General features: G+C 59.9%; 23 protein-coding genes and 1 pseudogene. 12 read left to right on the top strand and 12 right to left on the bottom strand.

Annotated features, from left to right (window positions below):
- Positions 1-108 precede the first annotated feature (108 nt).
- Both quiC and CAG02_RS27245 read left to right on the top strand, forming a co-directional pair.
- On the top strand, positions 109-2010 hold the full coding sequence (gene quiC / locus CAG02_RS27250; protein WP_085712233.1) for a 3-dehydroshikimate dehydratase QuiC: 1902 nt from the start codon (positions 109-111) through the stop codon (positions 2008-2010).
- Positions 2011-2112: 102 nt separating this feature from the next.
- Positions 2113-2790, top strand: a complete 678-nt coding sequence (locus CAG02_RS27245) for a TetR family transcriptional regulator (protein ID WP_085712232.1) — start codon at positions 2113-2115, stop codon at positions 2788-2790.
- Positions 2791-2907: 117 nt separating this feature from the next.
- Here CAG02_RS27245 and CAG02_RS27240 read toward each other — a convergent pair whose 3' ends face one another.
- From CAG02_RS27240 to CAG02_RS27230, 3 genes are all read right to left on the bottom strand, one after another.
- Positions 2908-3762, bottom strand: coding sequence for a shikimate dehydrogenase (locus CAG02_RS27240; RefSeq protein WP_085712231.1), 855 nt, complete (start codon positions 3760-3762; stop codon positions 2908-2910).
- Between the two features lie 5 nt (positions 3763-3767).
- Positions 3768-4208, bottom strand: coding sequence for a type II 3-dehydroquinate dehydratase (aroQ, locus tag CAG02_RS27235; RefSeq protein WP_011336043.1), 441 nt, complete (start codon positions 4206-4208; stop codon positions 3768-3770).
- 131 nt (positions 4209-4339) lie between these two features.
- Complete coding sequence (locus CAG02_RS27230) at positions 4340-5251, bottom strand: LysR family transcriptional regulator (RefSeq protein WP_085712230.1); 912 nt, start codon at positions 5249-5251, stop codon at positions 4340-4342.
- 203 nt (positions 5252-5454) lie between these two features.
- On the opposite strand from CAG02_RS27230, the gene CAG02_RS27225 reads away from it, so the two are divergent.
- Together CAG02_RS27225 and CAG02_RS27220 are read left to right on the top strand one after the other, a co-directional pair.
- Positions 5455-5883, top strand: coding sequence for a DUF4160 domain-containing protein (locus CAG02_RS27225; RefSeq protein ID WP_085712229.1), 429 nt, complete (start codon positions 5455-5457; stop codon positions 5881-5883).
- Positions 5880-6326: a hypothetical protein gene (locus tag CAG02_RS27220; protein WP_085712228.1), complete on the top strand. Its 447-nt coding sequence runs from the start codon at positions 5880-5882 to the stop codon at positions 6324-6326. The genes CAG02_RS27225 and CAG02_RS27220 overlap by 4 nt, the downstream gene beginning before the upstream one ends.
- A gap of 55 nt (positions 6327-6381) precedes the next feature.
- On the opposite strand, the gene trmA is transcribed toward CAG02_RS27220, so the two are convergent.
- Both trmA and CAG02_RS27210 read right to left on the bottom strand, forming a co-directional pair.
- Positions 6382-7461 (bottom strand): tRNA (uridine(54)-C5)-methyltransferase TrmA, encoded by a 1080-nt coding sequence (gene trmA / locus CAG02_RS27215; protein WP_085712227.1) that lies wholly within the window; start codon positions 7459-7461, stop codon positions 6382-6384.
- Complete coding sequence (locus tag CAG02_RS27210; RefSeq protein ID WP_085712226.1) at positions 7458-8753, bottom strand: NCS2 family permease; 1296 nt, start codon at positions 8751-8753, stop codon at positions 7458-7460. The genes trmA and CAG02_RS27210 overlap by 4 nt, the downstream gene beginning before the upstream one ends.
- A 220-nt stretch (positions 8754-8973) precedes the next feature.
- Here CAG02_RS27210 and CAG02_RS27205 point away from each other — a divergent pair, with 220 nt between their 5' ends.
- Together CAG02_RS27205 and CAG02_RS27200 are read left to right on the top strand one after the other, a co-directional pair.
- Entirely contained in the window at positions 8974-9423 is a 450-nt protein-coding gene (locus CAG02_RS27205; protein ID WP_085712225.1) for a DUF4879 domain-containing protein, read from the top strand.
- Between the two features lie 66 nt (positions 9424-9489).
- The gene (locus CAG02_RS27200; RefSeq protein ID WP_085712359.1) at positions 9490-10041 is read left to right on the top strand and encodes a DJ-1 family glyoxalase III; all 552 of its coding nucleotides are present in this window, start codon (positions 9490-9492) and stop codon (positions 10039-10041) included.
- Between the two features lie 5 nt (positions 10042-10046).
- Here CAG02_RS27200 and CAG02_RS27195 read toward each other — a convergent pair whose 3' ends face one another.
- The 3 genes from CAG02_RS27195 to CAG02_RS27185 all read right to left on the bottom strand — a co-directional run bounded on the left by CAG02_RS27195 (position 10047) and on the right by CAG02_RS27185 (position 11973).
- Positions 10047-10334, bottom strand: a complete 288-nt coding sequence (locus tag CAG02_RS27195) for a HigA family addiction module antitoxin (RefSeq protein ID WP_045121630.1) — start codon at positions 10332-10334, stop codon at positions 10047-10049.
- 14 nt (positions 10335-10348) lie between these two features.
- Complete coding sequence (locus CAG02_RS27190) at positions 10349-10627, bottom strand: type II toxin-antitoxin system RelE/ParE family toxin (RefSeq protein WP_085712224.1); 279 nt, start codon at positions 10625-10627, stop codon at positions 10349-10351.
- A 107-nt stretch (positions 10628-10734) separates the two neighbouring features.
- Positions 10735-11973: an MFS transporter gene (locus tag CAG02_RS27185; protein ID WP_085712223.1), complete on the bottom strand. Its 1239-nt coding sequence runs from the start codon at positions 11971-11973 to the stop codon at positions 10735-10737.
- Between the two features lie 400 nt (positions 11974-12373).
- Between CAG02_RS27185 and CAG02_RS27180 the strand changes: the two genes are divergently transcribed.
- Genes CAG02_RS27180 through CAG02_RS27170 form a run of 3 tightly spaced genes read left to right on the top strand, consistent with a single transcriptional unit; the run spans position 12374 to position 15046 of the window.
- Positions 12374-13810 carry a cytochrome ubiquinol oxidase subunit I gene (locus tag CAG02_RS27180; protein ID WP_085712222.1) on the top strand — a complete coding sequence of 479 codons (1437 nt, stop codon included), beginning with the start codon at positions 12374-12376 and terminating at the stop codon, positions 13808-13810.
- A gap of 3 nt (positions 13811-13813) precedes the next feature.
- Positions 13814-14821 carry a cytochrome d ubiquinol oxidase subunit II gene (cydB, locus tag CAG02_RS27175; RefSeq protein ID WP_085712221.1) on the top strand — a complete coding sequence of 336 codons (1008 nt, stop codon included), beginning with the start codon at positions 13814-13816 and terminating at the stop codon, positions 14819-14821.
- Positions 14822-14878: 57 nt separating this feature from the next.
- Positions 14879-15046, top strand: a complete 168-nt coding sequence (locus tag CAG02_RS27170; RefSeq protein WP_085712220.1) for a DUF2474 domain-containing protein — start codon at positions 14879-14881, stop codon at positions 15044-15046.
- Positions 15047-15115: 69 nt separating this feature from the next.
- Here CAG02_RS27170 and CAG02_RS27165 read toward each other — a convergent pair whose 3' ends face one another.
- Entirely contained in the window at positions 15116-16240 is a 1125-nt protein-coding gene (locus CAG02_RS27165) for a class I SAM-dependent methyltransferase (RefSeq protein ID WP_085712219.1), read from the bottom strand.
- 166 nt (positions 16241-16406) lie between these two features.
- Positions 16407-17125, bottom strand: a pseudogene (locus CAG02_RS27160) (autoinducer binding domain-containing protein).
- 321 nt (positions 17126-17446) lie between these two features.
- Between CAG02_RS27160 and CAG02_RS27155 the strand changes: the two are divergent.
- Positions 17447-18223, top strand: coding sequence for a ferredoxin--NADP reductase (locus tag CAG02_RS27155; protein ID WP_085712218.1), 777 nt, complete (start codon positions 17447-17449; stop codon positions 18221-18223).
- A 32-nt stretch (positions 18224-18255) separates the two neighbouring features.
- Here the strand turns inward: CAG02_RS27155 and mscL are convergent, their stop codons facing one another.
- Positions 18256-18669, bottom strand: coding sequence for a large-conductance mechanosensitive channel protein MscL (gene mscL / locus CAG02_RS27150; RefSeq protein ID WP_085712217.1), 414 nt, complete (start codon positions 18667-18669; stop codon positions 18256-18258).
- 284 nt (positions 18670-18953) lie between these two features.
- Here mscL and katB point away from each other — a divergent pair, with 284 nt between their 5' ends.
- Positions 18954-20495, top strand: a complete 1542-nt coding sequence (gene katB, locus CAG02_RS27145) for a catalase KatB (protein WP_085712216.1) — start codon at positions 18954-18956, stop codon at positions 20493-20495.
- A gap of 143 nt (positions 20496-20638) precedes the next feature.
- Positions 20639-22006 carry a DNA repair protein RadA gene (radA, locus tag CAG02_RS27140; protein ID WP_085712215.1) on the top strand — a complete coding sequence of 456 codons (1368 nt, stop codon included), beginning with the start codon at positions 20639-20641 and terminating at the stop codon, positions 22004-22006.
- Here the strand turns inward: radA and CAG02_RS27135 are convergent, their stop codons facing one another.
- Positions 22007-22375 carry a PilZ domain-containing protein gene (locus tag CAG02_RS27135; protein WP_085712214.1) on the bottom strand — a complete coding sequence of 123 codons (369 nt, stop codon included), beginning with the start codon at positions 22373-22375 and terminating at the stop codon, positions 22007-22009.
- Positions 22376-22489 lie beyond the last annotated feature (114 nt).

Below are 22489 nucleotides of genomic sequence, written 5' to 3'. Positions count from 1 at the left end.
CGGGTAGTACAGTTTAAATTGCCCAAAGAAAAACCGGGACCAATAATTCGCTCACCTTATAAAAGCGGCGCAATCCCCGTAGCCGACGTCTCCACCGGGAGTTGAAACATGCAGCGATCCATTGCCACCGTTTCCTTGAGCGGAACCCTGCCGGAAAAGCTCGAAGCCATTGCCGCCGCCGGGTTCGACGGGGTGGAGATCTTCGAGAACGACCTTCTGTATTATGACGGCAGTCCCCGGGAAATCAGGCAGATGTGTGCCGACCTCGGAATTGCCATCACTCTGTTCCAGCCGTTTCGCGATTTTGAAGGCTGCCGCCGCGATCGGCTGGAGCGCAATCTGGAGCGGGCCGAACGCAAGTTCGACCTGATGCAGGAACTGGGCACCGACCTGGTGCTGGTCTGCAGCAATGCTTCACCCGACAGTGTCGGCGACCAGCAAATCCTGATCGACGACCTGCGCCTGCTGGCCGAGCACGCCGGTGCCCGAGGCTTGCGCATCGGTTATGAAGCGCTGGCCTGGGGCCGTCACGTCAATACTTATCAACAGGTGTGGGACATCGTGCGCCAGGCCGATCACCCGGCCCTCGGCGTGTTGCTGGACAGCTTCCACACCCTGTCGCTCAAGGGCGATCCACGGGCGATTGCCGAGATTCCCGGCGACAAGATTTTCTTCGTGCAGATGGCCGACGCGCCGATCCTGGCCATGGATGTGTTGGAGTGGAGCCGGCATTTCCGCTGCTTCCCGGGACAGGGCGAATTCGATTTGCCGGGCTTTCTCGCGCCAATCATCCAGAGCGGCTACACCGGGCCGCTGTCGCTGGAAATCTTCAACGACGGCTTCCGTGCCGCGCCGCCTCGGGCCAATGCCGCCGACGGTTTGCGTTCGCTGTTGTATCTGGAGGAGAAAACCCGCCAGCGTCTGGAGCAGGAAGTCCGCCCTGTGGATAACCGCAAAATCCTCTTCGAGACGCCAAAGGCCAGCGAGTACAACGGCATCGAGTTTCTGGAGTTCGCCGTCGACGAAGCGCTCGGCGCCAAGCTGTCGAACTGGCTGGAGCGGCTGGGGTTCGTCAAGGCCGGGCAGCACCGTTCGAAAAGTGTCAGTCTGCTGCGGCAGGGCGATATCAACCTGATCCTCAACTCCGAACCTTATTCGTTCGGCCACAGTTTCTTCGAGGCCCACGGCCCGTCGCTGTGCGCCACCGCCGTGCGGGTCAAGGACAGCGCCAGTGCGCTGGCGCGGGCCGTTGCCTATAAAGGTCAGCCGTATCGCGGATTGGTCGGCCCCAATGAACTGGAGCTGGCGGCGGTGCGGGCGCCGGATGGCAGTCTCATTTATCTGGTGGATGAAGAGGCGGATGTCTACGGCACCGATTTCAATCTGCTGCCGGACACGGTGACAAGCGGCGGGCTCAAGCGCATCGATCACATGGCCATGGCGTTGCCGGCGGACAGCCTCGACAGTTGGGTGCTGTTTTACAAGAGCCTGCTGGATTTCGAGGCTGACGACGAAGTGGTGCTGCCCGATCCGTACGGGCTGGTGAAGAGTCGCGCGCTGCGCAGTCGCGACAGCTCGATCCGCTTGCCGCTTAACATTTCCGAGAACCGCAACACCGCGATCTCACACGCGCTGTCGAGTTATCGCGGCTCCGGGGTGCATCACATCGCCTTTGATTGCGATGACATCTTTGCTCAGGTCAGTCGTGCGAAAGAGGCGGGCGTGCCGCTGTTGGATATTCCGCTCAACTATTACGATGACCTCGCGGCGCGTTTCGATTTTGACGACGAGTTCCTCAGCGAGCTGGCGTACTACAACGTGCTGTATGACCGCGATGCTCAGGGCGGCGAGCTGTTCCACGTTTACACCGAGCCGTTCGAAGGGCGGTTCTTCTTCGAGATCATTCAGCGCAAGAACGGTTACGCCGGTTACGGCGCGGCCAACGTCGCGGTGCGACTGGCGGCGATGGCTAAAGCACGCAGTGGCGCCGTTCGCCAGGCGAAGTTGTAGGAAATTCGTAAACGCGGGATTAAACACGGGTCTCGCGGCTTCCTTCACTGTGCCGCGCGGCCCATAATCGCCAGCCTGTGCAGTGATGGCCGTGAGCCCGCAATGACAATGACTTCAGAACTTTCCGCAGCCCCCGTTTCATCAGCGGTAGAGCCGCGCAAGAGTCGCAAGAACAACCCGGAAAAAACCCGCGAGAACATCCTGCAGGAAGCGATCGTCGAGTTCGTCCAGCAGGGCCTGTCCGGCGCCCGCGTCGATGCGATCGCCGAGCGTATCCACACCTCCAAGCGCATGATCTATTACTACTTCGGCAGCAAGGAGCAGTTGTACGTCGAGGTGCTGGAGAAGCTCTACGGCGATATCCGCAGCACCGAAAACCGCCTGCACCTGGCCGAGCTGCCGCCGGTGGAAGCGATCCGGCGTCTGGTGGAGTTCACCTTTGACCACCATGACCGCAACGTCGATTTCGTGCGCATTGTCTGCATCGAAAACATCCACAACGCCGAGTATGTGAAGCGTTCGGATGCGATCAAGGCGATGAACAATACGATCCTCGATTCGCTGGGCGAGATTCTGGCGCGGGGCGCTGCTGAAGGCCTGTTCCGGGCCGGGCTCGACGCGCTGGATGTGCATCTGCTGATCAGTTCGTTCTGCTTCTATCGCGTGTCGAACCGCCACACCTTTGGTGAGATCTTTCAGATCGACCTGCCGGACGAAGCCATCAAGCAGCGTCATCGCGAGATGATTTGCGAGTCGGTGCTGCGTTACCTGCAGGCCTGACGCTGTCCTTTGTGGGAGCGAGCTTGCTCGCGAAAGCGGTGTGTCAGGCAACACATGTATTGCCTGACGGTATGCCTTCGCGAGCAAGCTCGCTCCCACAGGGAGCACAGGTGCGATTCAACCTTTCATGCTTTGAAAGTGCGCCAGCATTCGTTGCGCATCCGGCGCCACGCCGCTGAACAGTTCAAACGCCTTCACCGCCTGAAACACCGCCATGTTGCCGCCGTCCAGGGTTCGGCAACCCAGGGCGCGGGCGTTGCGCAGCAGTTCGGTTTCCAGCGGGAAATACACGATCTCCGCCACCCACAGCTCCGCCCGCAGCAATGCTGCCGGCACGGGCATGCCCGGCAGTTTGGCCATGCCCATCGGCGTGGTGTTTACCAGCCCGTCAGCGTGGCTCAGTGTGCTGGCCAGATCGTGTCCGGCCAAGGCCCGACCAGCGCCGAAATGCTGGTTGAGGTTGTTGGCCAGGCTTTCGGCCCGCTCAATGTCCACATCAAAAATGCTCAGTTGCTGTACGCCTTCGCTCAGCAAGGCGTGGGCCACTGCCGCGCCTGCGCCACCAGCCCCCATCTGGACTACACGGTCGCGGGCAACGTCTGGCAGGCCACGACGAAAACCTTCGGCGAAACCCAGGCAATCGGTGTTGTGGCCGATGCGTTTACCGTCTTTCAACACCACCGTGTTCACGGCGCCGATGCCCCGGGCTTCCACAGACAACTCATCGAGCAACGGGATGATTGCCTGCTTGCACGGGAAAGTGATGTTCAGTCCGGTGTAGTTCATTCGCTCGGCGGCGAGCAGCAGGTCGGGCAGGGCGTTGCTGTCCAGTTGCAGTTGATCGAGATCGATCAGTCGATAGAGGTAACGCAGGCCCTGTTCATCACCTTCATGTTCATGCAGTGCCGGAGTGCGGGAGGCCTGAATTCCGGCGCCGATCAGCCCGGCGAGTATCACGTTGTTGCGGTTCATGCGGTTCACCCCTTCAACCGCTGGCTGAAATGCTCCAGGGCCAGCCGATAGCCGTGGCTGCCGAAGCCGCACATGACGGCCGTGGCGATGGCCGAGACGAATGAGTGATGACGGAATGGTTCGCGGGCGTGGACGTTGGACAGGTGGACTTCAATCACGGGCAATTCACTGGCGACCAGGGCATCGCGGATCGCCACCGAGGTGTGTGTCCAGGCAGCCGGGTTGATGACGATGCCGGCGCAGCGCTGGCGGGCGCCGTGAATCCAGTCGAGCAATTCGCCTTCGTGGTTGGTCTGGCGAAACTCCACGGCCAGGCCGAACTCTTCGGCGGCGCGCCCGCACAGGGCAGAGATGTCGGCCAGGGTTTCGTGACCGTAGGTCGCCGGTTCACGGGTGCCGAGCAGATTCAGGTTCGGGCCGTTGAGCACCAGAACGATAGGGGGCATGGGGGCAAACTCCACTTATTGTTTTTGGCTTGGGCCGAGGATTTCGACCTGTGGAGTTAAATTGTACTAGCTGGTTACTTTAATCAATTGATCTACGTTCGCTGCACCGTTTTGTGTTCGGTAATCGGACATTAATGCGGCAATTGCTCGACCAGAAAATCGATGAAAGCCCTGACGCGCAGCGGCATGTGGCGATTCTGCGGGTACAGCAGCGTGAACGGACGCGAGCGCCCGCTGTAGGGTTTGAGTACTTCCACCAGCGAGCCGTCGGCCAATTCTTTTTCGACGATGAAGCGGTAAGTCTGGAACAACCCGGCGCCGTGTCTGGCCAGGGTCACGCCACCGAGGACGTCATCGGAACAGCAGAAATTACCCTCGGCGAGGACTTCCCGTGGCGTGTCCTCGTCGTAAAACAGCCAAGTGATTCGCCGCCCGCTGCTGGGCAATTCGTACTGGATGCACTCGTGCTGTTCGAGGTCTTCGAGGGTCTGTGGCGTGCCGGCGCGCTTCAGGTAATCGGGGCTGGCGACCATCACCAGCGCCGCATCTTCCAGGTGTCGGGCGATCAGGCCGGAATCGGGAATTGCCCGCACGCGGATCGCCATGTCGTAACCTTCGCCGACGAAGTCGATGTTGCGATTGCTGATGTGCATCTCGACCTTCACTTGCGGAAAGCGCGCGCGAAAGGCCGGCAGCAGCGGCAGGATCCGATGATGGGCGTAAGTTGTAGGAATACTGATGCGCAGGGTGCCGGACGGTTCCTGCTGCTGGCCCATGACTTCCCGTTGCGCCTCCACCAGTTGCGCCAGCGCCTGACGGCATTCTTCGTAATAGCGCCGGCCGCTGTCGGTCAGTTTCACGCTGCGGGTGGTGCGCGCGAACAGTCGCACGCCCAGGCGTTCCTCCATGCGCGAAACCGAGCGACTCACCGCCGCCGGCGTCACCGAAGCCGCCTGCGCTGCACCGGTGAAACTGCCGCACTCGGCCGCCAGACAAAACAACTCGATGCTGCCCAGCTGAAGGTCGTCGAAGTGTCGCTGCATGATTGATTACACCGGGGAATGAGTCTTCGTATGTAGCAAATGCGCGGCGGCTGCGAAAGAACTGCTTACCATTTTGCCCGCGGCTTTTGCGGCTCCCGCACTAGGCTCGGAAGGTAACGACCAAAGCGGTCGTCGGCGCCGATGGTCGGATTTGCCAGGGAATGGCAAATGTTGAAACTTTTAAACCTAACGGATGGGTTAGCATGAAGGTATGCAGTTACAAAGGACTGTCAGTGGTGATCATGTTGCGTGACGAACATTGTCCGCCTCATGCGCACGTAGATTCAGGTGCATGGAGTGCCCGCTTCAAATTCAGCTTCTGGCACAACGGCGTGGAGTTATGGGATGTAGTGCCCCTGTCGCGACGGCCACCGATTGCAGTGCTTGAGGGGCTGCGTCAGTCGCTGCGTGAAACGGATCATCTGCGGCGGGCCCGCCGAATCTGGTGGTCTCGTTTGCAGACAGCGTGTCTCGATAACCAATGGTGGGACGGGGACTCGAACGAAGTGGCCATCATGCGTGAAGTCACCGGTGCGACGTTCAGAATCGGATCGGCGTATTACGAACCAGAAGAAAACAAAACCCTGCTGGCCCTGGTCGGTGCTCGGGAAGGTGTGGAGATCGAACTATGAAAACAGTCAAAGCCGGCTTGCACGCGGATCGCCCTGTCACGGAAAAACGTCTGGACGAGGCAGTCGACCGTGGCGGCGTGCGGCGTCGCAGCAGCCTGCAAGCCGTGTCGGTGGCCTTTCAGAAACCGTGCCTGGTGATTCACTTCGAGGACGACAGCGGCGTGCTGCTGCCAGTAAATCTCTACCGCGAATTCGATGATTTCGAACCGGAAGACTTCACCGGATTGAACATCGGCTTTGCCGGCACCGCGCTGTGCCATGACGGCAAGGACCTGCAGGTTTCCATCGCCGGCATGATCTCGGCCAGTCAGCCATTGATGGCGATGGCGGCCTCGGTGATCGCTTCACGCAACGGCCGCCAGAGCAGCACTGCGAAGGCTGAAGCTGCAAGGGCCAACGGACGGAAGGGCGGGCGCCCGCGCAAGATTGATCCGGTGTCCTGAACAGGCACAAAAAAGCCGTCGGTCAGGACGGCTTTCTTGTTTCTGGCACCTGCGATCAACGCCGGGTCAACAGCACGCCGGATTCCATGTGGTGGGTCCACGGGAACTGGTCGAACAACGCGCAGCGGGTGATGCGGTGCGTGTCGTGCAGTTGGGCGATGTTGGCCGCCAGGGTCTCCGGGTTGCAGGAGATGTACAGGATGTTGTCGAAGCGACGGGTCAGTTCGCAGGTGTCCGGGTCCATGCCGGCCCGTGGCGGGTCGACGAACACGCTGCCGAACTCGTAGCTTTTCAGGTCGATGCCGTGCAGGCGACGGAACGGCCGAACTTCGTTCAGGGCTTCGGTCAGCTCTTCGGCGGACAGGCGCACCAGCGTAACGTTGTCCACAGCGTTTTCGGCCAGGTTGCTCAACGCAGCGTTAACCGAGGTCTTGCTGATTTCGGTGGCCAGCACTTTGCGAACGCGGGTCGCCAGCGGCAGGGTGAAGTTGCCGTTGCCGCAGTACAGCTCCAGCAGATCGTCGCTGCGATCGCCCAGTGCTTCGTATGCCCAGTTGAGCATCTTCTGGTTCACGGTGCCGTTGGGCTGAGTGAACGCGCCTTCCGGTTGGCGATAGCTGAAGGTGCGACCGCCGACTTCCAGTTTCTCGACCACGTAATCGAGGCCAAGCACTTCGCGCTTGCCCTTGGAGCGACCGATGATGCTGACGCCCAGGTCCGCCGACAGCTTGGTGGCCGCCGCGTGCCAGTGTTCGTCCAGAGGACGGTGATAGCACAGGGTGATCATCGCGTCGCCGGCCAGGGTGGTCAGAAACTCCACCTGGAACAGCTTGTGGCTCAACGCCGCGCTGGCCTGCCAGGCCGCCTTCAATTGCGGCATCAACTGGTTGATGCGCAGGCTGGCGATCGGGAATTCCTCGATCAGGATCGGCGTGCGTTTGTCGTCCTGGGAAAACATCGCGTAATGCCGCTCACCGCCCTCGCGCCACAGGCGGAATTCGGCGCGCAGGCGGAAGTTCTGCAGCGGCGAGTCGAACACCGTTGGCTCCGGCGCATCGAACGGGGCCAGCAGGTCACGCAGGCGCGTGACCTTGTCTTCGAGTTGTGCGGCATAGGCCTGGGAATCAAAAGTCATGCGTTGAACCAACCCAGCTTGATCACGAACAGAATCGACAGGATCACCAGCGCCGGGTTCAGCTCACGGGCGCGGCCGGACAGCAGTTTGATCGCGGTCCAGGCGATGAAGCCGAAGGCGATGCCGTTGGCGATGGAATAGGTGAAAGGCATCGCCAGGGCGGTGACCACGACCGGCGCGGCGACCGTGATGTCGTCCCATTCTATTTCTGCCAGGCCCGAAGTCATCAGCACGGCGACAAACAGCAGCGCGGGCGCGGTAGCGAAGGCCGGCACGCTGGCAGCCAGTGGCGAGAAGAACAGCGCCAGCAGGAACAGGATCGCGACGACGATGGCGGTCAGGCCGGTGCGGCCGCCGGCGCTCACGCCTGCAGCGGATTCGATGTAGCTGGTGGTGGTCGAGGTGCCCAGCAGCGAGCCGGCCATTGCCGCCGTGCTGTCGGCGATCAGTGCACGGCCCATTTTTGGCATGTGGCCGTCCTTGCCCATCAGGCCGGCGCGCTTGGCGACGCCGATCAGGGTGCCGGAGTTGTCGAACAGGTCGACGAACAGGAAGGCGAAGATCACGCTGACCAGACCGATGTCCAGTGCGCCCTTGATGTCCAGTTGCAGGAAGGTCGGGGCCAGCGAAGGAGGCATCGAGGTCACGCCGCCAAACGGGGTGAAGCCCATCACGATCGAGACAATGGTCACCGCGAGAATGCCGATCAGCACCGCGCCGCGCACTTTCAGGGCTTCAAGGGCAACGATCAGGGCGAAACCGAGAGTAGCCAGGATCGGTGCCGGTTGTTTCAGGTCACCGAGGCCGACCATGGTCGCCGGGTTGCTGACCACGATACCGGCGTTGTGCAGGGCGATCAGCGCCAGGAACAGGCCGATACCGGCGGCAATCGCCGAACGCAGCGGCAGCGGAATGCTGTTGATGATCCATTCACGGATGCGGAAGATCGACAGCAGGAAGAAGCACACGGCCGAGATGAATACCGCACCCAGCGCCACTTGCCAGGTATGGCCCATGTGCAGCACGACGGTGTAGGTGAAGAAGGCGTTCAGACCCATGCCCGGCGCGAGGGCGATCGGGTAGTTGGCGATCAGGCCCATGACCGTGGAGCCGATGGCGGCTGCCAGACACGTGGCGACGAACACCGCGCCCTTGTCCATGCCGGTCTCGCCGAGGATGCTCGGATTGACGAACAGAATGTAGGCCATGGCCAGGAAGGTCGTGACGCCCGCCAGAATCTCGGTCCGCACGTTGGTGTTGTGTGCCTTGAGTTGAAACAGCCTTTCCAGCATGTCTGCTCCCCGTGGCGCGCGTGGCGCCGTGAATGTATCGACCTCAACAGCAAAGCACAGACCGTCGCAAGCGCCTGGAAAATTGTGGTGGGCCGGAAAAAGCCGCGCATCATACCAGCAGCGTGAGGAATATGGCGGATGTTGGTATCGATCGTCGGCGAAGTTTTGTGTCGCGGCCAAACCGGCCATACTGCGCGCTGATTTTTCGGGAATGGATCGCATGAACAAGCATTGGATGAAGGCTGGCGGGTTGTTCGCACTGTTGCTGACCGGGGCACCTGCTGCATTTGCGGCGTCGGCGGCGCCACTGAGCGAGGTGAAAGTCATCAAGGTGCAGTCGCCGTCTTGCGGGCTCGAAGACATTACCGACGGTCAGGTGCAGACCCGTTGCGATCATAGCGGCCCGGGCATCAAGGTCTATGTGCTGGAAATCGGCTACGGCCAGAGCCAGCCCCAGGCGGCAATGGACGGCTTTGAAGTGAACGGCACGCGAAGCCCTGTGTGCGCCTTTGATAACGGCAATCTGACCGAGTGCACGCCCGGCAGCAAAACCGTCGGCTCTCTCTATACCTTCGATCTGGCCGGTCGGCAGGAGGGCACGTTCACGTTCAGCAATACCTCGATCAACGCTCCACGCAACACGATGTCGACCCAGCTTTACATCAAGTAACGGCTGCCGCGAACAGGGCAGGGCAAAGCTGACTACGCTTAAAAGATCACCCAGCGGATGGCGCCCATGACCTTTAGAGCCCTGATTACCCTCGCCGAGGGCATCGATGATCTGCAAAGCGTGACCCTGATCGACGTGCTGCGCCGGGCCGGTATCGAAGTGATGGCGGCCAGCATAGAGGGGCGGCGCATGCTGACCTGCGCCCGAGGCACACGACTGACCGCCGACGGCATGCTCATTGATGTGCTGGCCCAGACCTTCGACCTGATCGTCCTGCCCGGCGGCGCTGTCGGCGCACAACATCTGGCGGCCCATCAACCTCTGCAACAACTGCTCAAGGACCAGGCCAGCGCCGGACGCCTGTTCGCCGCCATCGCCGAATCTCCGGCGGTCGCCCTGCAAAGTTTCGGCGTCCTGCGCCAGAGACGCATGACCTGTTTGCCCACCACCAGTCACAACCTCTCCGGTTGCACGTTTGTCGATCAACCGGTGGTGGTCGACGGCAATTGCATCACCGCCCAGGGTTCCGGCGCCGCGCTGGCATTTGCCCTGACGCTGGTCGAGCAACTGGCGGGTAAGACTGCCAGATCGAAGGTGGCGGGAGACTTGCTGGCCTGAGAGCGTCAGGCGTGAGCAGCGATTGGTTGAATGGCTGGCTGCTCACGGTGCTCGGCTTGCCAAAGGTCGTAATCGGTTTGAACCCCTAGCCACATGCGAGCCTTGCCAATCCCCGCGCGTTCCAGACGGACGGCCAGATCCGGGCTGATCGGCGCATGCCCGTGCAGGACACGAGAAAGGTGGGGACGAGCGAATCCAAGATGCCGAGCCAATTCGGTAACGCTGATCCCAAGCTCCGGCAATACATCCATCAGCAGCGTTTCACCGGGGTGTGGCGGGTTGTGCATGGGCATGAGCCTGCCTCCTGTCAGTGGTAATCCAGATAATCAACCAGTTCGATATCCGACCCTGCAAATCGAAAGATAACCCGCCAGTCCCCGGACACACTGAGTGACCAGTATTCGCAAAGCTCCCCTTTCAGTGGATGCAGACGCCAACCGGGAAGATCCAGATCCCCCGGAACGGCGGCCCGATCCATGAACTGCAGCATGCGCGACAGCCGTTTAGCGTGATCGGCACGAATCCCGCGAGTCGAACCGGTTTCATAGAAGCCGCGAAGGCCTTTGTGCTGAAAGGATTTGATCATGGGGCGAGTGTAAGGCGATACATTACACTCAATGCGGTATCTATGTACCGCATCTTTTCGAGCTGATTGTGCTTGGCGGGTTTATTCCGCAGGTGGCAGCGGTGCAGCTAAGCCTTCACTTCTTCCACCGGCACATGCATCCGGTCGCGGTTGGCCAGGGTCGGGAACAGTTTGATCCACGTCCCGGTCACCACCAGCGTCCCGATGCCACCCATCACCACCGCCGGTACGGTGCCGAACCAGTGGGCGGTGAGGCCGGATTCGAATTCGCCCAACTGGTTCGAGGCGCCGATGAACAGGCCGTTCACCGCGCTGACCCGGCCGCGCATTTCGTCCGGGGTTTCCAGTTGCACGAAGGAGGCGCGGATCACCATGCTGATCATGTCCGCCGCGCCGAGCACCACCAGCACCGCCAGCGAGAACCAGAACGACGTCGATAGACCGAAGGCGATAGTGGCCACTCCGAAGACGCCGACCGCAGTAAACATCACCCGACCGACGTTTCGCTCGACGGCAAACCGCGCCAGAAACAGCGACATCATCAACGCACCGACCGCCGGCGCCGAACGCAGCAACCCGAGGCCCCACGGACCGGTCAGCAGGATGTCCTTGGCGAACACCGGCAACAACGCCGTGGCGCCGCCGAGCAGCACGGCGAACAGATCCAGCGAGATCGCGCCGAGGATGTCCGGGCGGCTGCGGATAAAGCGAATCCCCGCCAGCAATGAGTCCAGGGTCGCCTTGCCCTTGTTCAACGGGGTCTGTCGTGCGGGCAGGTTGAGCATCAACGTGCAGGCAATCACGTACAGAACGACGGTCGGGCCATACACCCAGACGCTGCCGAAGGCATAAAGCAGACCGCCAAGGGCCGGAGCGACGATGGTTGCCGATTGCTGCGCCGACTGCGCGGCGGCAACCGCCCGTGGGAACAATGCGCTAGGCACGATGCTTGGCAACAAGGCCTGAGTCGTTGGCATCTCGAACGAGCGCGCGGCGCCGAGCAGGAACGCAAGGATAAAGATCATTTCCCGGGTGACATGGTCGGTAGCGCTGCCGATGGCCAGTGCCAGAGCGATCAACGCCTGCAACGACTGACAGATGGCCGCGACCTTGCGCCGGTCGTAACGATCGGCAACGTGGCCGGTGTGCAGCATGAACAGCACCCGTGGGGCGAATTCCACCAAACCGACCAGGCCAAGATCGAGCACGTTGCCGGTCAGTTGATAGAGGTTCCAGCCGATGGCCACAGTGAGCATCTGGAAGCCGCTGGCGGTGAAGATCCGGGCAAACCAGAACGCAAGAAACGGACGATGGTGACGTAACAGCAAGGGCTCTTGGCTGGGCATCTGCGGGCCGGTCTTGATCGAGGGGAACCGCGAGATTATCACCAGTCTGTAACAGGAAGTTGCTATGACAAAAAATTTAGTTAGCCAGACATCGATTTTTCCGCCCCCGGACACCGAACCCGGCCAGTGATGTATTTCAGGGCATTGCCAGATCTGTGAGGCAACTTGTCACGCGGCAAAAGACCACGCGGTTCCCCGTCGGAAATGGGACTACTCTTTCTACGTTGATTGATCCAGATCAAGACCCTTCGCGGAACCGATCCCGGACCCGTCGGCAGACTCCCTGCGTCGCGATGCCTGTAAAAAGAAGAACGAATCCGAGTTCGCCGCACTCCATACCCGTGGGGGCAGTGGTTCAAGGCCGCCAGCCTTGGAACCGTTATCTGATAGAGGAAAGCTTATGTTCGGTTTAGAGGCACTAGATCTCGCCCGAATCCAGTTCGCGTTCACCATCTCGTTCCACATCCTGTTCCCGGCAATCACCATCGGTCTTGCGAGCTATCTCGCGGTGCTGGAAGGCCTGTGGCTGAAAACCGGCAACGACACCTACCGCGATCTCTACCATTTCTGGTCGAAGATCTTTGCCGTCAACTTCGGCATGGGCGTGGTCTCGGGGTTGGTCATGGCCTACCAGTTCGGCACCAACTGGAGCCGTTTCTCGGACTTCGCCGGTTCCGTCACCGGACCTTTGCTGACCTACGAGGTGCTCACTGCGTTCTTCCTCGAAGCCGGTTTCCTCGGAGTGATGCTGTTCGGCTGGAACAAGGTCGGACGCAAACTGCACTTCTTCGCCACGGTGATGGTGGCCATCGGCACTCTGATCTCGACGTTCTGGATTCTTGCCTCCAACAGCTGGATGCAGACGCCGCAGGGCTTCGAGATCGTCAACGGTCAGGTGATCCCGACCGACTGGCTGGCAATCGTGTTCAACCCTTCGTTCCCGTATCGCCTGATGCACATGGCGACTGCCGCGTTCGTCGCAACGGCGTTCTTCGTCGGCTCGTCGGCGGCCTGGCATCTGTTGCGCGGCAAGGACAACCCGGCGATCCGTACCATGCTGTCGATGGCGATGTGGATGGCGTTGATCGTTGCGCCGATCCAGGCGGTCATCGGCGACTTCCACGGCCTCAACACCCTCAAGCATCAACCGGCGAAAATTGCCGCGATCGAAGGTCACTGGGAAAACGTCGGTAACGAAGCGACGCCGCTGATCCTGTTCGGCTGGCCGGACATGAAGGAAGAAAAAACCAAGTACGCGGTGGAGATCCCGTATCTCGGCAGCCTGATCCTGACCCACTCGCTGGACAAGCAAGTCCCGGCGCTCAAGGAATTCCCGCCTGAAGACAGGCCGAATTCGACCATCGTGTTCTGGTCGTTCCGGATTATGGTCGGCCTCGGTTTCCTGATGATCTTCACCGGTCTCTGGAGCCTGTGGCTGCGCAAGCGCGACACGCTCTACACCTCGCGGCCGTTCCTGTACCTGGCGTTGTGGATGGGGCCGTCCGGTCTGATCGCGATTCTGGCGGGCTGGTTCACCACGGAAATCGGTCGTCAGCCGTGGGTGGTCTACGGGCTGATGCGCACGGCGGATGCGTCCTCCAATCACAGCTTCATGCAGATGAGCATCACGCTGATCATGTTCGTGGTGGTGTATTTCGCGCTGTTCGGTGCGGGTCTGGGCTACATGATGCGCCTGGTGCGCAAAGGACCGAAGACCGACGAAGGCAAGGAAACCAACGACGGTGGTCCTGGCCAGAAACGCACGCCGGCCCGTCCGTTGTCCGCTGCCGACGACGATGGCGCCGAACACGACCGCAGCCTGACCAAGGAGATTTGAATCATGGGTATTGATCTTCCGCTGATCTGGGCCGTGATCATCATCTTCGGGATCATGATGTATGTGGTCATGGACGGTTTCGACCTGGGCATCGGGATTCTCTTCCCGTTCATCCCCGGCAAGACCGACCGTGACGTGATGATGAACACCGTCGCCCCGGTATGGGACGGCAATGAAACCTGGCTGGTACTGGGCGGTGCGGCGTTGTTTGGCGCGTTCCCGCTGGCCTACTCGGTAGTGCTGTCGGCGCTGTACCTGCCGCTGATTTTCATGCTGATCGGGCTGATCTTCCGTGGCGTGGCGTTCGAGTTCCGCTTCAAGGCCAAGGACGCCAAGCGTCACCTTTGGGACAAGGCCTTCATCGGTGGTTCGGTGGCGGCGACGTTCTTCCAGGGCGTGGCGCTTGGCGCGTTCATCGACGGCTTGCCCGTGGTCAACCGACAATATGCCGGCGGTTCACTGGACTGGCTGACGCCATTCACGCTGTTCTGCGGCGCTGCATTGGTGGTGGCGTATGCCTTGCTCGGCTGCACCTGGTTGATCATGAAGACCGAAGGCAAGCTGCAGGAGCAGATGCATGACCTGGCGCGCCCGCTGGCCTTCGTGCTGCTGGCGGTGATCGGCATCGTCAGCCTGTGGACGCCGCTGGCTCACCCGGAAATCGCGACGCGCTGGTTCAGCATGCCGAATCTGTTCTGGTTCATGCCGGTGCCGATCCTGGTGCTGGTGACGATGTACGGTCTGATCCGCGCGGTGGCACGTAATGCCAACTACATGCCGTTCCTGCTGACCCTGGTGCTGATCTTCCTCGGCTACAGCGGTCTGGGCATCAGCCTGTGGCCGAACATCGTGCCGCCGTCGATCTCGATCTGGGACGCCGCCGCACCGCCGCAGAGCCAGGGCTTCATGCTGGTCGGTACGCTGTTCATCATCCCGTTCATCCTGGGTTACACCTTCTGGAGCTACTACGTGTTCCGCGGCAAGGTCACCCATGAAGATGGTTATCACTAGGGCTGATCACGATGGCGCCGACGGCGGCGCCATCTCCCTGAACCGGAGGATGCAAGCATGAGCAGCAAACATTCCCTGCACGACATTGAAGAAGCCGAAAAAAAGCCGCTGTGGCAGCGGCTCGGCTGGCTGGCCATGATCTGGGTCGGCAGCGTCGGTGCATTGTTCATCGTCGCCAGCCTGATGCGCATGTTCATGAACGCCGCAGGCCTGACCACGCACTGACATTTCCCACCCCGTCGCCTTGCGGCACGGATTTTTGACCCTCCCGCTGGAGGGTTTTTTTTGCCCGGATTACTTGCGCGCCTTGAGGATCACGAACTTCGGCGTGGCTGCGACCTGCTCGACACCCCGGAACAGCCGCGCCAGTTTGCTGTGATAACCCAGGTGACGGTTGCCGACGATGTACAGCGCACCGCCAACGACCAGCGCTTCGCGGGCCTGCTGGAACATGCGCCAGGCGAGAAAATCGCCGACCACCTGTTGCTGGTGGAATGGCGGGTTGCACAGCACTACGTCGAGCGATTGCGCTTCCTGCCCGGCGAGACCGTCGCCGGCGCGCACGATCACTTCACGTTCACCCAACGCCGCGCGCCAGTTTTCGGCGGCGGATTGCACGGCCATGAACGATTCGTCCACCAGCGTGTAATGCGCATCAGGGTTTTGCAGGGCGCTGGCAATGGCCAGTACACCGTTGCCGCAGCCAAGATCCGCAACCCGCGCTGAGCCGAGGTTTTTCGGCAGGTGCGGGAGAAAGGCGCGGGTGCCGATATCCAGCCCTTCGCGACAGAACACGTTGGCGTGATTAAGCAGTTCGATGGCCGGTTCGTCGAGACGATAGCGGGTCGGATAAGGCGAGGCGGCCGGAGTCTTTGCCTCAGGTGTGGCGATCAGCAAGCGTGCCTTTTTCACCGCCAGCGAAGCCTGAACCGGACCGATGTAGCGTTCCAGCAGATCACCGGCGGCACGGGGCAAGTGCTTGACCATCGCTGCCGCCACAACTTGCGCGCCGGGCGCCAACTGACCTTGCAGGCGAATCAGTTGTTCTTCCAGCAGCGCGAGGGTTTTCGGTACACGGATCAGCACCCGGTCGAATGGCCCGATCAACGGCTCACTGGCGGGAATACCGCGCAGCGCGTCGAATGCCTGACCATTGCGCAGCAGGTTTTTTTCCAGGCCCTGAAACGCCAAAAACGAATCACCGCTGGTGCTGACCTGCACTTTGCCCGAGAGGCTGATGGCCAGCGCGCCGAAACTGTCGTTGAGCACCAGAACCCGTGCCTCGACCGGCAGATTCTGTTCAGCCAGATGATTGAGCAGGTATTCGTCGGCTGCATCGAAGGCTTGCAGCGGTTCGTTCTGCTGTTCGGGCTGGCGGATCAGATCAAGTTGGGAGAAGGGCGTATCGAGCAATGGCATGGGGGTGGAGACTCTGGGTTATCGACGGATGTCCCGCGGCCCAGGGTGTCGTGCGGCGGAACCGACCGAGTGGACAACGGCGCGAAAATTCGCATCAACACTCAGGAGGATCGCAAATGGTACTTTTTTTTCGGTTGCTTTACCTGCTTGTTTTCGGGGTTGTCGACTAGATGATCCCGGCCTTGGCGGCGGCGATGACAGCGGAGATCTTGTTGCAGACGTTCATTTTCACGATCACGTTTTGCACGTGATAGTTCACGGTGCGCTCACTCAGGCTCAGGATCCTCGCGGTTTCATAGGCGGTCTTGCCGGAAGCGCAGAGCTTGAGCACTTCCACCTCCCGCGTAGACAGCCGAGGCGGCCGGGCCTTTTCGGGTCGTGAAGGAAGCGTACGGGCGAACAGTTCGCTCAGATGACTGGTGACATAGAACATATAGCCAAAATGTTCGTACAACTCGATCGACGTGATCGGACAGTGAGGCCGGGCCAAACTGAGAATGCTGCACAGACCGCTTTCTTCGTGATGAAAGGATTGCGACCAGCCGTGTTCCAGTCCCTGTTCTTTTAACGACTCCCACAACTCTGGTGTTTTTGAGAATAGTTCTTTTCTTTGCTCCATGTTATGGGCAGCATTGAACGATTGCAGTGTGCTACTACCGGATCAAACTTCCAGTGATTTTCCTCTTCATATTGTTTATTCCAGACGAGAGGGTAGTTATTGATACGCAAGGGCTTTGGCAGTGTGTTTCGATCAGGCGAGCTGACGGAAACTCCACAAAACTGGAAGCCTATGTTTTTGGCAAATGTCAGCAGAATCGGGTAAGCAGTGTCGACTCTCGTGGCGAAAGTCAGCTGCTTTATCTGCGACTCCTTCCAAATTTCCATTTGAAGATTCTCCGAGATTTTCCGCAGGGGTGCGATCTTGGATCCAAGAGTCGTGCACGTAAACGAGTGTAGGGCTTTTCCTACACAAGTGTTTGGAATTTTTCGCTCTTACAGTGTGCTTAAATTAGTCGTTTGTGATTAGCCGAATATATTTATTAAATGCGGTTCATCATTTAAAGATCTGAATTGTGTCAGTGTGCCAGTACTTGTTTGCGTTAGTTTCTCATTGGGAAATTAAATGAGCGTTTAATCACTACAGTTTGTAGGTTTTTTATCAATCACTATTGCGTGACACTATGGTCATAGCCCAAGGAGTTGCCGATGACCGCCAGCGCAGAAAAATTCAGTCGCCAGACCTTGATCGATGTGCAACCACTGACACCAAGCCTGTTCACATTGCGTACGACCCGAGACGCAGGTTTCCGTTTTCGCGCCGGGCAGTTTGCGAGGCTCGGAGTGACCAAGGATGACGGCACTACGGTATGGCGGGCCTATTCCATGGTGTCTTCGCCGTTCGATGAGTTCCTCGAGTTCTTTTCCATCGTGGTGCCCGGCGGGGAGTTCACCAGTGAGCTGAGCCGGCTCAAGGCGGGCGATACATTGCTGGTGGATCGCCAGGCCTTCGGCTATCTGACGCTGGACCGGTTCGTTGATGGCCGGGATCTCTGGCTGTTATCCACAGGCACCGGGGTGGCGCCGTTTCTGTCGATCCTGCAGGACTTTGAAGTCTGGGAGAGATTCGAGCGGATCATTCTTGTCTACAGCGTGCGGGAGGCGCGGGAGCTGGCCTATCAACAGCTGGTCACCGAACTCATGCAGCGTGACTACCTGGCCGAGTATGCTCACAAGTTCCAGTTCATCCCCGTGGTGACGCGCGAGCCGCATGCCGGTGCCCTGAACGGGCGCATTACCACACTTATCGAAAACGGCGAGCTGGAGCAGGCGGCAGGTGTGGCGCTTGATCCGGCCCATTCGCGGGTCATGCTCTGTGGCAATCCGCAGATGATCGATGACACCCGGGCGCTGCTCAAAGAACGAGGCATGAGCCTCAGCCTGACGCGGCGGCCAGGGCAGGTGGCGGTGGAAAACTACTGGTAAGGAAACGGCGCCCTCAGGCGCCGTTTCAGTCTTCAAGGCCGGTTGTTCTGGGCCTTGAGCAGATCGCGAATCTCACCCAGCAGTTCTTCTTCCTTGGTTGGCACCGGCGGCAAGGTCGGAGCGACGGCTTCTTCGCGTTTCAGGCGGTTGATGGCTTTGACGCCCATGAAAATCGCGAAGGCGACGATGATGAAGTCCAGGATGCTCTGGATGAACTTGCCGTAGGCCATCACGACCGCAGGGGCACTGCCCTCGGCGGCTTTCAGGGTTATCGCCAGGTCACTGAAGTCCACCCCGCCGATCAGCAGGCCGATTGGCGGCATGATCACATCACCGACAAACGACGAAACGATTTTGCCGAAGGCCGCACCGATGATGATACCGACGGCCATGTCGACCACATTGCCTTTGACCGCGAAGGCCTTGAACTCGCTGAGCACGCCCATAGTTATTTCCTTGTTACAGATGAGTTTGGTGTACGCAGTGTAAATCAGCAAAACGCGTCCTGCGCGAAACACCTTCTTACAATGCTCGCTTTTATCGACACATCAATTCGCGATTAGTTTGCAAAGTGCCACTAATCGCGCGCGAATTACTCCGTAAGGCCCTGATCGAGAAGCTATTTTTCTCAATCACAGGCGTGTGGATTTTCTATTTATGTTCGCCGTCATGACTCTCTAGCCTCTGGTTGGCGCACCTGGATGCGCCTCAAACAACAGAGGAACCTGAAATGAATTCCATGCTTGCCTCAGGGGGATTTCCCCTCCGCCGTACCGTTGGCGTATTGGCCGCCAGCCTGCTGTCCTTTTCCGTAAGCGCCGCGCCCCTGACCCGGGACAATGGTGCAGCAGTGGGCGATAACCAGAACTCGCAAACCGCCGGTGCCAACGGTCCGGTGCTGCTGCAGGACGTGCAACTGATCCAGAAGCTGCAGCGCTTCGACCGCGAGCGTATTCCCGAGCGTGTGGTGCATGCCCGGGGCACCGGTGCTCATGGCACATTCACGGCGACCAACGACTTGAGCGACCTGAGCAAGGCCAAGGTGTTTACCGCCGGCCAGGTCACACCGGTGTTTGTGCGTTTCTCGGCCGTGGTGCACGGCAACCACTCTCCGGAAACGTTGCGTGACCCACGGGGTTTCGCGACCAAGTTCTACACCGCTGACGGTAACTGGGATCTGGTCGGTAACAACTTCCCGACATTCTTCATCCGCGATGCGATCAAGTTCCCGGACATGGTGCATGCCTTCAAACCTGACCCGCGCACCAATCTGGATGATGATTCCCGTCGCTTCGATTTCTTCTCCCATGTACCGGAAGCCACTCGAACATTGACCGAGTTGTATTCCAACTCAGGGACGCCGGCCAGTTATCGTGAAATGGACGGCAACAGTGTGCATGCCTACAAGTTGATCAACGACAAGGGGGAAGTGCATTACGTCAAGTTTCACTGGAAAAGTTTGCAGGGGATCAAGAATCTCGATCCTGAACAAGTCGTCAAAATTCAGGGGCATGACTACAGTCATATGACAAGTGACCTGGTGGCGAATATCGAAAAAGGTAATTTTCCGAAGTGGGACTTGTACATTCAGGTTCTGAAACCGCAAGACTTGTCCAAGTTTGATTTCGATCCTCTTGATGCAACCAAGATCTGGCCCGGTATTCCGGAGCGAAAAGTTGGACAAATGGTCTTGAACCGTAATCCTTCAAATGTCTTCCAGGAAACTGAACAAGTGGCCATGGCGCCCTCGAATGTTGTTCCGGGAATCGAGCCATCTGAAGATCGTTTGTTGCAAGGTCGGATATTTGCCTATGCCGACACCCAGATGTATCGCCTTGGCGCCAATGCCCTGCAATTGCCGATCAATGCTGCGAAAGTGGCGGTCAACAATGGCAATCAGGACGGCGCGATGAATGCCGGCGCAAGCCATTCGGGTGTCAACTATCAGCCAAGCCGTCTGCAACCGCGTGAAGAGACGCAAAGTGCACGTTATAGCCAGACCGCCCTGCAGGGCAGCACGCAACAGGCGAAGATCCAGCGCGAGCAGAACTTCAAGCAGGCCGGTGATCTGTATCGCTCGTTCAGCAAGAAGGAACGCCTGGATCTGATCGAGAGCTTCGGCGGCTCGCTGGCGAGTACCGATGACGAGAGCAAGCACATCATGCTGTCCTTCCTCTACAAGGCCGATCCGGAGTACGGCGCCGGTGTGACCAAAGTGGCCAAAGGTGACCTGGATCGGGTCAAGGCCCTGGCGGCCAAACTGGCCGACTGATTCCGGCTCTTTCAAACCCCGGCAATCGCCGGGGATTGATCGACAACAGCGCCGCGCGTCTGGCCAGCGGGGAAATCCGCAGCGGCGCGCCGCGCTGATCGGCGATGGCTGCGTTATCATCGCGGTTTTTGCCGGGGGTTCAGATGGCTAAGGCCAAGCGCATGTACGGCTGCACCGAGTGCGGCGCAACCTTTCCCAAGTGGGCCGGGCAGTGCGGCGAATGCGGCGCCTGGAACACCCTGACCGAAACGATGATCGAGAGCGGCGGTGCTGCGGCACCGGCCGGACGCACTGGTTGGGCCGGGCAGCAAGCTCAGATCAAGACGCTGGCCGAAGTCAGCATCGAAGAAATCCCGCGTTTCTCCACCGCATCCGGCGAACTCGACCGAGTGCTTGGCGGTGGTCTGGTGGACGGTTCGGTGGTGCTGATCGGCGGTGATCCCGGCATCGGCAAATCGACGATTCTGCTGCAGACCCTGTGCAACCTCGCCAAGAGCATGCCGGCACTCTACGTCACCGGTGAGGAATCCCAGCAGCAAGTCGCCATGCGCGCACGTCGACTTGGGCTGCCGCAGGATCAACTGCGGGTCATGACCGAAACCTGCATCGAAACCATCATCGCCACCGCCCGCCAGGAAAAACCCAAGGTGATGGTGATCGACTCGATCCAGACGATCTTCACCGAACAACTGCAATCGGCACCGGGCGGCGTGTCCCAGGTGCGCGAAAGTGCGGCGTTGCTGGTGCGTTATGCCAAGCAAAGCGGCACGGCGATTTTCCTGGTCGGCCACGTGACCAAGGAAGGCGCACTGGCCGGCCCGCGCGTTCTGGAACACATGGTGGATACCGTGCTGTATTTCGAAGGCGAGTCCGATGGCCGGTTGCGTCTGCTGCGGGCGGTGAAAAACCGTTTCGGCGCCGTCAACGAGTTGGGCGTGTTCGGCATGACCGACAAGGGCCTGAAGGAAGTCTCCAATCCTTCGGCGATTTTTCTCACGCGCGCTCAGGAGGAAGTCCCGGGCAGTGTGGTGATGGCAACGTGGGAAGGCACCCGGCCGATGCTGGTTGAGGTCCAGGCGCTGGTGGATGACAGTCACCTGGCCAACCCGCGTCGGGTCACGCTGGGTCTGGATCAGAACCGTCTGGCGATGCTGTTGGCGGTGTTGCACCGGCATGGCGGCATTCCGACCCACGATCAGGACGTGTTCCTCAACGTAGTCGGCGGGGTGAAGGTGCTGGAAACCGCGTCCGACCTGGCGTTGATGGCTGCGGTCATGTCGAGCTTGCGCAACCGGCCGTTGCCCCACGATTTGCTGGTGTTCGGCGAAGTCGGCCTGTCCGGCGAAGTGCGCCCGGTGCCGAGCGGTCAGGAGCGTTTGAAGGAGGCCGCCAAGCATGGCTTCAAGCGCGCAATCGTGCCCAAGGGCAACGCGCCAAAAGAAGCACCGGCAGGGTTGCAGATCATTGCGGTGACGCGTCTGGAGCAGGCGCTGGATTCACTCTTCGAGTAATCAGAGCTCCATCAGCGCGCCAAGCTCTCGTTCGAGCTCGGCCTCATCCCCGAGGTTGAGTTCGATCAGGCGTCGCAGGCGCTGGATCGATTCCAGGCTGATGTGCCGGCACTGGAAGCCCAATTGCCCGTGATCGTCGTGTGCCAGTTGCACATCCATCTGGATGTCGGTGTCGTCGCTCAGGTGAATGTCGACGTTGAAGTCCTGTGTTTCATCCCCCAGCCACGGCTCCGGCCGTTCGATCAGCAGCCCCTTGAGCGACAGGTCGATCAGCTTCACCGGCCAGATGTACTCGCCCTGGCTCAATTCGGTTCTGGCATCGAACGCGATACGTTTGAAGCGGCGACGCTCGGACGGGTGCTCGCTCATGGCGCGATCCTCTTGACGGTACGCTGACTATAGACCCGCCACGTCAAACGCTGCCAGTCGGGCAGGGCGTCAGACCAATGTCGGGTATGGTCTTTGCCGCCAGTAGCGCTAAAC

It is taken from the genome of Pseudomonas sp. R43(2017) (assembly GCF_002112345.1).
Classification (GTDB): Bacteria; Pseudomonadota; Gammaproteobacteria; order Pseudomonadales; family Pseudomonadaceae; genus Aquipseudomonas; species Aquipseudomonas kribbensis.
The sequence above is the reverse complement of the archived record's forward strand: the minus strand, read 5'-3'. Positions and strand labels throughout refer to the sequence as shown.